The sequence below is a fragment of the Methylobacterium sp. WL69 genome, assembly GCF_008039485.1.
GTDB lineage: Bacteria > Pseudomonadota > Alphaproteobacteria > Rhizobiales > Beijerinckiaceae > Methylobacterium.
Genome location: NZ_VRUZ01000118.1, coordinates 1 through 11059, shown reverse-complemented (window position 1 = coordinate 11059; position 11059 = coordinate 1). Strand labels below are relative to the sequence as shown.

Genomic DNA, 11059 nt, shown 5'->3' with positions numbered 1-11059 from the left:
GGGCCGGGCCGGTCCGGGCGCCGAGGGCCGCGCCGGGCAGGGCGAGGGCCGGGCGGACCGGGACGGTCCGACCGACCGCGACGGCAAGGCCGGCCGGGGCGACCGGGACGGCAAGGCAGACCGCGACGGAAAAGCGGATCGGGATGGCAAGGCCGACCGGGACAACAAGGGCGACCGGGATGGCAAGGCCGATCGCGGTGACCGCGACGGGCGCGGAAGCCGGGACGGACGGGCGGATCGCGACGACAGGGGCGATCGCGGTGCACGGGGTGAGCGGGGCGGGCGCGGCGATCGGGGCGCGGTCCGGGGCGCCTATGGCCGCCTCGGCGCGCCTCAGCGCACGGAGTTCCGCCAGAGCGTGATCCGCCGCGGCATCCCGCGTCTCGCCGCCGGCGCCTTCGCGCTCAGCGTCGGCACGGCCATCGCCCGCAGCTACACCCTCTACGACCTGCCGCCGGACATCGTCCGCATCGCGCCGGAATACGAGGATTACCGCTACGTGCTCGTCGACGACGACATCGTCATCGTCGATCCCGACACCTACGAGATCGTGGACGTGATCCGGGGCTGAACCGCACCGTCGAGCGAGCGAGGAGGGCGCGGCCGCGAGGCGGCGCCCTTCCTTCGTTCTAGCGCTTGCTGCGGTCGAGCAGACCCGAGACCACCCGGGCGGTGTAGTCCACCATGGGCACGATCCGCGCATAGTTGAGCCGGGTCGGCCCGATCACCCCCACCACCCCGACGATCTTCTGTGCCCCGTCGCGAAACGGTGCGGCGATCATCGAGGAGCCGGAGAGCGAAAACAGCTTGTTCTCCGAGCCGATGAAGATGCGCACGCCCTCGCCGCCCTCGGCCCGGGACAGGAGCTCGATGACGTCCTTCTGGGTCTCGAGGTCGTTGAACAGCAGGCGGATGCGCTCCAGGTCCTCGACGGCGCGCAGGTCGTCGAGGAGGTTGGCCTGGCCGCGCACGATGAGCTGGCGGGCGTCGGACGGTCCCACGGAAACGGCGAGCCCGGCATCGACGAGGCGCTCGGTGATGACGTCGAGCTCCCGCTTCATCGCCTGGCGGCCGGATTCGATCTCGGCCCGCAGGGTGCCGAGGGTGCGGCCCTGGAGTCGGGCGTTGAGGTAGTTCGAGGCCTCCTGCAGGGCGCTCGCCGGCAGGCCGGGCGGCAGGTCGAGGAGGCGGTTCTCCACCGAGCCGTCGTCGGAGACGAGGACCACCAGGGCCCGGGCGGGGTCGAGGCGCACGAATTCGATGTGCTTGAGGTGCACGTTGGTCTTCGTGGTCAGCACCACGCCGGCCCCGCGCGAGATGCCCGACAGCAGGGTCGAGGCCTCGGCGAGCGCGCTCTCGAAGGTGTGGCCGGAGGCCGCCGCCCGCATCTGCGCCTCGATCCGCGCCTGCTCGTCCCGGCCGACATCGCCGAGTTCGAGCATGGCGTCGACGAAGAAGCGCAGGCCCTGCTCCGTCGGCAGCCGGCCGGCGGAAGCGTGCGGCGCGTAGATGAGCCCGGAATGCTCCAGGTCCGCCATGACGTTGCGGATGGAGGCCGGCGACAGGGCCATGGGCAGGATGCGCGCGAGGTTGCGCGATCCCATCGGCTCGCCGGTGGTGAGGTAGCTTTCCACGATCTGCCGGAAGATCTCGCGGGCGCGCTCATTGAGCGCGGCGAGAACCTGCATCTGCTGGGGCGAGGAGAAGGGGCGGGCGGGCTCGGTCACGATGGTTTCCCTGGGCCCCGATTGTGTCCGGCCGGGGGCCTTTCCACAAGGCGCCGTCGGGACGCGGCCCCGGCGGACGGGCCGGGTTTAATCCGCGGACGCGGCGGGACCCGCGAAAATAAAAATCGCTGCCCGATGAAGCCGTCCCGGCGCATGGTGCGTTCCATACCGCTCACCCGTCCGGCCTTGCCCGAGGCCGGCGCGGCGGTGCCACGTCAGGAGATACACATGCGAAACACCTCCCGTTCCGGCCCCCTCCGGTCGCTGGCCATCGTGCTGGCGATGATCGGCGCCCTGTTCGTCGCCGCCCCCCAGGGCGCCCAGGCGGCCCCCGCCATGGTCTCCACCGAGGTCGCCGGCCCGGCCGCCGGCCTCACGCAGGTCCAGTACGGCTATGGGCGCCGCCACCATCATCACCACCGTCATTTCGGCCACCGCCGCCACTTCGGCCATCATTTCGGCCACCACCGGGGTCGCCATTACGGCCGTCACTTCGGTCATCACCGCGGCCATCACCACGGCTACGGCCGCCGCCACTTCTACTAAGACGTTTTCGCGAGGGGCGCCCCATGGGGCGCCCCTTTTCCGTTGGGGGCGTTGCCGGACACAGCCCCGGCGCCTAAGAGCCGCGTCCTGACACTCAACCGGGAGAGCGGCGATGCGGCCCTCGAAGCGCGCCAACGACGAATTGCGCACCGTCACCCTCGAGCGCGCCGTCGCCCGCTACGCCGAAGGCTCCTGCCTCGTCACCTTCGGCGAGACTAGGGTGCTGTGCACGGCCTCCCTGGAGGAACGGGGCCCGCCCTGGCTGCGCGGCTCCGGCAAGGGCTGGATCACGGCAGAGTACTCCATGCTGCCCCGCGCCACCCATGAGCGCACGCGGCGGGAGGTGAATTCCGGCAAGCCCTCGGGCCGGACCCAGGAGATCCAGCGCCTCATCGGCCGATCCCTGCGGGCCGTCACCAACCTGCCGGCCATGGGCGAGCGCCAGATCACCGTCGATTGCGACGTGATCCAGGCCGATGGCGGCACCCGCACGGCCGCCATCACGGGGGCCTGGGTGGCCCTGCACGATTGCTTCTCCTGGATGCGCGCCCGCTCGATCATCTCCGTCGATCCCCTGCGCGAGCACGTGGCGGCGGTGTCCTGCGGCATCGTCAAGGGCGTGCCTGTGCTCGACCTCGACTACGCCGAGGATTCGGGCGCCGAGACCGACGCCAACTTCGTGATCACCGGCTCCGGCGGCCTCGTCGAGGTCCAGGGCACGGCCGAGGGCAAGCCGTTCTCGGAGGAGGAGCTCCTCGCCCTCCTGCGTCTCGCCAAGGGCGGTACCGAGCGCCTCGTCGCCCTGCAGAAGGAGACCATCGCGCGCGAGCCCGTCGACAAGCGAGTCACCGACAAGCGAGTCACCGACAAGAAGGCCTCCGCATGAGCCAGCACCGCATCCTCTCGGGCCGGGTCGTCATCGCGACCCACAATGCCGGCAAGCTCGTGGAGATGCGGGAATTGCTCGGCCCGTTCGGGGTCGAAGCGGTCTCGGCCGGAGAACTCGGCCTGCCCGAGCCCGACGAGACCGGCACGATGTTCTCGGAGAACGCCGCCCTCAAGGCGAACGCGGCCGCCGCCGCCTCGGGCCTGCCGGCCTTCGCCGACGATTCGGGCCTGTGCGTGAACGCCCTCGACGGCGCGCCCGGCCTGTTCTCGGCGCGCTGGGCCGGGGCATCCAAGGATTTCGGCGGGGCCATGGCCCGGGTCGCGGCCGAGATGGAGAAGCGCGGCGACACCACCCGCCGGGCGCACTTCGTCTCCGCCCTCGTCATCGCCTGGCCCGACGGCCACACCGAGACCTTCGAGGGCCGGGTGTTCGGCCAGATCGTGCCGCCGCGCGGCACCAGCGGCTTCGGCTACGACCCGCTGTTCCTGCCCAACGGCCACGACCGCACCTTCGGGGAGATCTCTTCGGAAGAAAAACACGGCGTCGACTGGGCCACGGGCGACGCCCTCTCGCACCGGGCCCGCGCCTTCGTGCTCCTGGCCCAGGCCTGCCTGCGGCGGCCGGGCTGAGGCGGCGGCCTCCCTACCGGCTCGCCAGGCCGTAGCGGCGCCCGCCCGAGGGCGGTCCGTCCTGGCCGTTGCCGGCCACCACCACGAGGCGCTGGACCTCGCCGCGGAGATACGCCTGCAGGAAGCGGTTGTAATCGCGAAACACCACGCAGCCGTTGGAGGCGCCGCTCGGTCCCAGCATGTAGGTGTGGGCGAGGAGGCCGACGCGGCCGTGGATCGCGCCGGGGCCGCCCACGGGGTTGAGGCGGATCGCCCGCACCCCGTGGAACAGGGCCTCGCGCTCGCGCAGGTCGTAGGTGCCGGGCGGCGTCGCGCCCCGCATGGTGAGGTGGACGTTGCGCGGATTGTCCTGGCTCGGCCCGAGGCCCGAATGCGCCTCCAGCACCTCGCCGTTGGGCAGGGTCACCCGCCCGGCGGTGATGTCGTAGACCGCAATGCCGGCACCCAGGGTCGGGGCGGGAACGAGGCGCTGGCGCGACGGGATCGCCTCCGAGGCGCCGTCCACGGACGCGTAGGCCGTGGGGGCCGGGGCGTCGCCGAAGATGCGGTCGAACAGGGACGGTTCCTCGACCCCCGCCGCCCGGAACACGCTCTGGGTCGAGGGCAGGGCCGGACGCCGGGTGAGCCGCGCGGTGACGGCGACGGGCGCGCGCCGGAACTCGGCTGGGCGCGGCACCGGCAGGGGGATGGGCAAGGGGATCGAGACGGCGACCTGCTCCGCGCGCGGAAGAGCGGCGGCGAGTTGCTGCGGGCGCGGCTGCGCCGCGGCGATCCGGGCGACTGCGGCGGTTTGAGCCGCCGGCATGACGGTCGCGGGCGGTGGTTCGGCGGCGGCGATCCGGGACTCCACGGCAGGCGCCGCGTCGGCCCGCTGGAAGCCCGATGCCAGGGGCACGGAGGCGAGGGCGCTGCCGAGGGCGGGCGTGGGATCGAGAATCCAGGCGTAATCGGCCGGAAGCCCGCGCACCGGCGCCGCCTCGGGTGCGACCGCGACGCTCACGGGCGGCGGGGTGGTCTCGCCCCAGCCCGTCAGCCCGGCGCCGACGAGGCCGAGGGCCCCCACCGAGGCGGCCAGCAGCACGCGGTTGCGACGGCGGCGGCTTTCCTGCCGAGGGGAGCGGCGCGAGCGGAGCGCGACATAGGTCATGGGGACTCGACTCGTTACGCAGGTCCCGTTCGGGCAGCCCTGCCCGAGCCCTGTCCGCGCGGACGCACCGCGCGGGCCTGACGACGGATCGGGGATCACCGTGGAGGGAACGATTTACCGTAAGTGTCTGTGAGTAAGCATGGACTTGGTTAATCTTGCCTGAAGCGCATCATCGTCTTCGCACAGAAAAAGAGCCCGCGATGGCTCAGTTCGACACAGGCGGACGCCACGGCGACGGCGCGGCCGGGATTGCCAAACGCCCCGCGCGCGCGCACATCGCGGCCATGACCGAACCGACAGGCCCGGACCATCCGACCCGCGACGCGGGCTTCGGGGTCTACGTCCATTGGCCCTTCTGCGCCGCGAAGTGCCCGTATTGCGACTTCAACAGCCACGTGCGCCACGCGCCCGTGGACGAGGGCCGCTACCTCGCCGCCTTCCGGTCCGAGATCGCCCACATGGCCGCGCGGACACCGGGCCGCACGGTCTCCAGCGTGTTCCTCGGCGGCGGCACGCCCTCCCTCATGCGCCCCGCCACCGTGGCGGGACTGCTCGACGCCATCGCGGGCGCCTGGGCCACGGCGCCCGACGTCGAGATCACCCTCGAGGCCAATCCGACCAGCGTCGAGGCCGAGCGGTTTCGCGGCTACCGGGCGGCGGGGGTCAACCGGGTGTCCCTCGGCGTCCAGGCCATGGACGACGCCTCCCTCAAGGCCCTCGGGCGGATGCACACGGCGCGGGAAGCCATGGCGGCGGTGGCGGTGGCGGCCACCCATTTCGAGCGGTACTCGTTCGACCTCATCTACGCCCGGCCGGACCAGGGCGTCGCGGCCTGGCGCGCCGAACTCGGGGAGGCCATCGCCCGGGCGGCCGAGCACCTGTCGCTCTACCAGCTCACCATCGAGCCCGGCACGCCGTTCTTCGGCCTCGCCGCCGCCGGCCGGCTCGTGCCGCCGGACGACGACCATGCCCGCGCCCTCTACGACGTGACCCAGGAGGTCTGCGACCGGGCCGGATTGTCCTCCTACGAGATCTCCAACCACGCCCGCCCCGGCGCGCAGTCGCGCCACAACCTGCTGTACTGGCGCTACGGCGAGTATGCGGGCATCGGCCCCGGCGCCCATGGCCGCCTCGTGGCGCCGGACGGGCGCCTCGGCACCGTCACCGAGCGGGCGCCGGAGGCGTGGCTCGCGCAGGTCGAGCGCGACGGCCACGGCATCGTCGAGACGGAGATCCTGTCGGCGGCCGACCAGGGCGACGAATTCCTGATGATGGGCCTGCGCCTCGCCGAGGGCATCGACCCGGCCCGCTACGCGGCGCTCAAGGGCCGCGCCCTCGACGCCGCCCGCATCGACGGCCTCGTCGCCGACGGCCTCCTCGCCCGACGCACCGACGGCCGCATCGCCGCGACCCCGCGCGGGGCGCCGGTGCTCAATTCCGTCGTGGCGGCGCTCGCCGCGTGACCTAAGTGCCCGAAGGCCCGAGCACGCGGGGGGCAGGGCTGACCACGGCCGGGGCGCCGCTGCGGACCTCGTAGACGGCGAGGGTCCGGTCGCTCGGGCCGTCGGGGCGGAACCGGAAGGTGCCGTCGACGCCGGAGAAGCCCGACGGGTTGGTGAGCGTGGCGTCGGCGAAGCGCTGCGAACCGAACTGCCGGCTGAGCGCCGCCGTGAGCGACACGGCGTCGTAGGCGAGCGTCGCCACGCGCGGCGGCACCGCACCGAAGCGCGCCTGATAGCGCTGGGAGAAGTTCGAAAAACCCGCCGCGTCGGGGGCCGCGAACCAGCCGCCCTGGAGGGAGGGCAGGGCGAAGGCACGGGGATCGTTCCACACGGCGGTGCCCAGCGGCCGGACCCGGGTCGGCGAGAACCCGGCCTTGGCGAGCACCGGATCGAGGGCGGCCAAGCCGTCGGGCGTATCGGGCAGGAACAGGGCATCGGCCTGGGCGCCGCCCCCGGCGATCAGGCCGGAGAGCCGCCCCACCGCCGGGCCGGGATTGCCGGCTGCGTAGCGCTCGATGCCGACGAGGCGGGCGCCCTTTCGCGCCACCGCCTCGCGGAACTGCGCCTCGACGGCGTTGCCGTAGCTGTTCTCCGGGATCAGGGCGGCGAAGGAGCGCCGACCCTTGGCCACGGCCTCGTCGACGATGCGGTCGACCTCGGCCTGGGGCAGGAAGCTGAGGAGGTAGACGCCGCGCGCCGCCACCGCCGCGTCGGTGGAGAAGGCGATGACGGCCTTGCCCGCCGCCCGCGTCGGTCCGACGGCCGCCTGGACGTTGGCGGCGAAGAGCGGCCCCAGCACCAGTTCGGCCCCATCGGCCAGGGCCGCCTGCGCCGCCTCGCGGGCGCCGTCTGGCGTGCCGCGGTCGTCCTTCACCAGGATCTGGAGGTCGGGCTTCTGGAAATCCTCCATGGCGAGCTCGGCGGCGTTGCGGAGCGCCGCCCCCACCATCGCGCCCGGGCCGGTCAGCGGCACCACCAGGGCGACCTTGACCGAACCGGTGCCGATCCGGGTGCCGGGAGAGGCCGGTCCCGGAACGCCGGTCTCGCCCGGCGGCAGGCCGTCGGCCGGAGGCGCCTCGGCCACCACGGGCGGCGCCCGGCGGCCCGAGCGCGGACCGCCATCCGGGCCGCCGATGCAGCCGGCCAGGGTCAGGGCGACGGCGCCCATGCCGACCAGCCCCGTGAGTCGCCCCGTCGCGCGCGCCATCGCGAGCCCCCCTGTCGCCGAAAGTCCAGGTTGGGAGTGTGGCCCGGAAAAGTAAATGTGCGTGCCGGTGGACGCGGACATTCCGCACCGGGGGGCCGGCATGGCATGGTCGCCCCATGACACAGCGCAGCGACAAGCCCGGCCGACCGCGCCGGGACGCCCCCGTGGCGGGCCTCAAGCCCGTCTCCACCTTCACGGCCTTCGGTCTGGCGGCGGAGGCCGAGCCCCTCGATCCGGGCCTGCACGTGGTGGCGACCCCCATCGGCAACCTCAAGGACGTGTCGTTCCGGACCCTGGCCACCCTGGCGGCGGCCGACACGGTGCTGGCCGAGGACACCCGCGTCACCCGCACCTTGCTGATGCATTACGGGATCACCACGCCCCTGGTCGCCTATCACGAGCATTCCAACGCCGCCGTGCGCGAGCGGATGATCGCCCGGATGCAGGCGGGCGAGGCCCTGGCCCTGGTCTCGGATGCCGGCACGCCCCTGGTGTCGGACCCCGGCTTCAAGCTCGTCCAGGCGGCCATCGAGGCCGGCATCCGGATCACGCCGATCCCCGGCCCCTCGGCGGTGATGACCGCCATCGTCGCCGCCGGCCTGCCCACCGACCGGTTCTTCTTCGAGGGCTTCCTGCCGCAGAAGGCGGGCGCGCGACGCAACCGCCTGGAAGCGCTGGCCCAGGTCCCCGGCACCCTGGTGCTGTTCGAATCGCCCCACCGCCTGCCCGAGATGCTCGTCGATGCGGCCGAGGTCCTGGGCGCCAATCGCCCGGCGGCGGTGGCCCGCGAATTGACCAAGCTCTACGAGACCATCCGGCGCGGCACCCTGGGCCGGCTCGCCGAGACCTTCGCGGAGGAGGGGGCGCCGAGGGGCGAGATCGTGGTGATCATCGGCACCGGGTCCGACGAGCCCGACGCGGCCGAGACCGATGCGGGCCTCGACGCGGCCCTGAACGCGGCGCTCGCCCGGCACTCCATCAAGGACGCCGCCGCCCTGGTGGCCGATGAAACCGGCCAGCCGCGCCGGGTGGTCTATGCCCGCGCCCTGGCGCTTGCCCGGCGGACCGATGACGGCGCCTGAGCGTCCCCCGAAGGACGCCGCCCGGCGGCACGCCACCCACGGGCGCGGCCTGTCGGGCGAGACGCGGGCGCTCGTGGCGCTGATGCTGAAGGGGTACTGGCCCCTGGCCCGGCGCTATGGCGCGGCCGGCGGCGAGATCGACCTGGTGATGCGGCGCGGGCGCACGGTCGCCTTCGTCGAGGTGAAGGCGCGGGCCACCCTGGCGACGGCCCTTGCGGCCATCGACGGGCGCAAGCGCGCCCGGTTCTCGCGGGCGGTCCGGGCCTGGATCACGGCCCATCCGGCCTGCGCCGGGCTCACCCTGCGGGCGGATGCGGTGCTGGTCGTCCCGGGGCGCTGGCCGGCCCACGTGGCCGACGCGTTTCCCCTGGACGGGCGGTGAGGGTCAGGCCCGCGCGGCGGCGACGGCGGCCAGCAGCGTGCGCTTGAGATCGGCCTGGCTGAACGGCTTCTGCACCACCGGGCGATCGCGGAACGGCTCGCGGATGCCGGCGCCGCCGTACCCCGTGGAGAACACGATGGGCAGGTTGCGCTTCACGATGGCCTCGGCCACCGGATAGATCGGCTCGCCCGCGACGTTGACGTCGAGGATGGCCACCTCGAAATTCTCGGCCTGCGCCATCTCGAGGGCAGTCGAGAGGCGGGCTGCGGGCCCGACCACCGTGCAACCGAAATCGAGCAGCATGTCTTCGAGAAGCATCGAGATCGCCGCCTCGTCCTCGACGACAAGCACGCGAGCCCCATTCAGAAGGTCTTCGTTCACTTGAGCACTCACGCCGGGGCTTCTTCCCTTCGATCCGTTCCGGGTTCGGGAACGCCGTTTACAAAGGCGAGTCTTGAGATCGACCTCGGTGCAGGTGGAGACCACCCTTGGCCGTGCGCACGACAACCTTGCCGAGATATCGGAACGGCTGGAACCGTTCCGGGACTGAGCGAGCCGTCGCCCGTTCCGTCGAGCGTGTCAAGCGCTTCGCTGCCTCCGGATGCCACCGACGGGGCGTTGATGTTACGAAGTGATACATTTGCGTCTCCCGTGCCGCGGGCGGCGGTCCGCAAGCGCACGCGTCGCGGCCCGTGGGAAAACTGATGCGCGAATCCGCAGGGCGACCCGCAGTGCGAATCCCGTCCCGAACCCGGCGCGGCATCCTCGGCGGCCTCGCCGCATCCTGCCTCGCCGGTCCCCGGCCGGCCTCGGCGGCCGTGCCCCTGGTGGTCGCCTCGAAGAGCGATACGGAGGGCGCCCTGACGGGGGCGATGATCGCTCTGGCCCTGGAGGCCCTGGGGCTCGGGGTGGTGCGCAAGCTCGGCCTCGGGCCGACCCTCATCGTGCGCGACGCGCTCCTGTCGGGCGCCGTCGATCTCTACCCCGAATACACCGGCAACGGCGCCTTCTTCACCGATACGGTCACGGACCCGACCTGGAAGACATCGGACGGCGCGTTCCACGCCATCGCGCGCGCGGACGCGGTGCGCGGCCTGGTCTGGCTCGATCGGGCGCCGGCCAACAACACCTGGCTCATCGCCGTCAACGGCGCCCTGGCGCGCCGCGAACACCTCGCCACCATGGCGGATTTCGCCGGGGCCGTCGGGCGGGGGCTGATCCGCCTCGCCGCCTCGACGGAGTTCGTCGAGAGCCCCGCCGCCCTGCCGTCCTTCGAGGCGGCCTACGGCTTCCGGCTGCCCCTCGACCGGATCATCAGCCTGCCGGGCGGCGACACGGCGGTGACGGCGCGGGCGGCGGCGCAGGGCATCAGCGGCGTCAACGCCGGCATGGTCTACGGCACCGACGGGGCCCTCGACGCCCTCGACCTCGTGGTGATGGCCGACCCGAAGGGCGCGCAGATCGTCTACGAGGTCGCGCCGGTGATTCGGGCCGAGGTTCTGACGCGCCATCCCGAGATCCGGCCGGCGCTGGCCCGCATCTTCGCCGGCCTCGACGCCGCGACCCTGCGAGCCCTCAACGCCCGCATCACCGTGGAGGGCGCCGTGGCCGGGACCGTCGCCCGCGCCTACCTGACCGAGCGCGGGCTCCTGTGACGGCCCCGGCGGCGGAGGGCGAAGGCATGCGGACCGATACGGGAGGGCGAGGCCCGACGGCGGCCGTGAGTTTCGCCTGGTTGACGGCCCTCGCCTGGCTGGCGGCCCTCGCCGCGGCCCTGATCCACGGGCCCGTGCTGACCCTGGCCGCCAACCGCCTCGTGCCCGGCGTGCCGGTGAGCGGCGGGTCCGCCCTCGGCCCGGTCCTGCCGGCGATCCTCGCGCTCTCCGCCCTCGCCGCCGGCCTCCTCGCCGTTTCCCCGGGCCGACGGGCCGGAGCCGCCGCCCTGGCG

At 73.1% G+C, this 11059-nt stretch carries 11 protein-coding genes and 2 pseudogenes; 9 read left to right on the top strand and 4 right to left on the bottom strand.

What is annotated here, in order from left to right; genetic code table 11:
* Positions 1-571: DUF1236 domain-containing protein (locus FV218_RS23310; protein ID WP_246685206.1), on the top strand; the 571-nt coding region annotated here is incomplete at its 5' end.
* A 58-nt stretch (positions 572-629) separates the two neighbouring features.
* Here the strand turns inward: FV218_RS23310 and hrcA are convergent.
* Entirely contained in the window at positions 630-1688 is a 1059-nt protein-coding gene (gene hrcA / locus FV218_RS20360) for a heat-inducible transcriptional repressor HrcA (RefSeq protein ID WP_187273119.1), read from the bottom strand.
* Positions 1689-1955: 267 nt separating this feature from the next.
* Here hrcA and FV218_RS20355 point away from each other — a divergent pair, with 267 nt between their 5' ends.
* The 3 genes and pseudogenes from FV218_RS20355 to rdgB all read left to right on the top strand — a co-directional run bounded on the left by FV218_RS20355 (position 1956) and on the right by rdgB (position 3791).
* Positions 1956-2273 (top strand): hypothetical protein, encoded by a 318-nt coding sequence (locus FV218_RS20355; RefSeq protein WP_056095740.1) that lies wholly within the window; start codon positions 1956-1958, stop codon positions 2271-2273.
* A gap of 112 nt (positions 2274-2385) precedes the next feature.
* Positions 2386-3096: pseudogene (gene rph, locus FV218_RS20350) on the top strand (ribonuclease PH); the annotation flags it as partial.
* A gap of 59 nt (positions 3097-3155) precedes the next feature.
* Positions 3156-3791 (top strand): RdgB/HAM1 family non-canonical purine NTP pyrophosphatase, encoded by a 636-nt coding sequence (gene rdgB, locus FV218_RS20345; protein ID WP_147711330.1) that lies wholly within the window; start codon positions 3156-3158, stop codon positions 3789-3791.
* Between the two features lie 13 nt (positions 3792-3804).
* On the opposite strand, the gene FV218_RS20340 is transcribed toward rdgB, so the two are convergent.
* Positions 3805-4938, bottom strand: a complete 1134-nt coding sequence (locus tag FV218_RS20340; protein WP_147711329.1) for a tlde1 domain-containing protein — start codon at positions 4936-4938, stop codon at positions 3805-3807.
* A 284-nt stretch (positions 4939-5222) separates the two neighbouring features.
* Here FV218_RS20340 and hemW point away from each other — a divergent pair, with 284 nt between their 5' ends.
* Positions 5223-6401, top strand: a complete 1179-nt coding sequence (gene hemW / locus FV218_RS20335; RefSeq protein ID WP_147711328.1) for a radical SAM family heme chaperone HemW — start codon at positions 5223-5225, stop codon at positions 6399-6401.
* Between the two features lies 1 nt (position 6402).
* On the opposite strand, the gene FV218_RS20330 is transcribed toward hemW, so the two are convergent.
* Positions 6403-7647 (bottom strand): penicillin-binding protein activator, encoded by a 1245-nt coding sequence (locus FV218_RS20330; RefSeq protein WP_147711327.1) that lies wholly within the window; start codon positions 7645-7647, stop codon positions 6403-6405.
* 116 nt (positions 7648-7763) lie between these two features.
* Here FV218_RS20330 and rsmI point away from each other — a divergent pair, with 116 nt between their 5' ends.
* Complete coding sequence (gene rsmI, locus FV218_RS20325) at positions 7764-8729, top strand: 16S rRNA (cytidine(1402)-2'-O)-methyltransferase (RefSeq protein WP_147711326.1); 966 nt, start codon at positions 7764-7766, stop codon at positions 8727-8729.
* The gene (locus tag FV218_RS20320; RefSeq protein ID WP_147711325.1) at positions 8716-9111 is read left to right on the top strand and encodes a YraN family protein; all 396 of its coding nucleotides are present in this window, start codon (positions 8716-8718) and stop codon (positions 9109-9111) included. The genes rsmI and FV218_RS20320 overlap by 14 nt, the downstream gene beginning before the upstream one ends.
* Positions 9112-9114: 3 nt before the next feature.
* Here the strand turns inward: FV218_RS20320 and FV218_RS20315 are convergent, their stop codons facing one another.
* On the bottom strand, positions 9115-9504 hold the full coding sequence (locus FV218_RS20315; protein WP_056095721.1) for a response regulator: 390 nt from the start codon (positions 9502-9504) through the stop codon (positions 9115-9117).
* Between the two features lie 311 nt (positions 9505-9815).
* Here FV218_RS20315 and FV218_RS20310 point away from each other — a divergent pair, with 311 nt between their 5' ends.
* Together FV218_RS20310 and FV218_RS20305 are read left to right on the top strand one after the other, a co-directional pair.
* Positions 9816-10766 carry a glycine betaine ABC transporter substrate-binding protein gene (locus tag FV218_RS20310; protein WP_147711324.1) on the top strand — a complete coding sequence of 317 codons (951 nt, stop codon included), beginning with the start codon at positions 9816-9818 and terminating at the stop codon, positions 10764-10766.
* Between the two features lie 65 nt (positions 10767-10831).
* Positions 10832-11059, top strand: a pseudogene (locus tag FV218_RS20305) (ABC transporter permease); the annotation flags it as partial.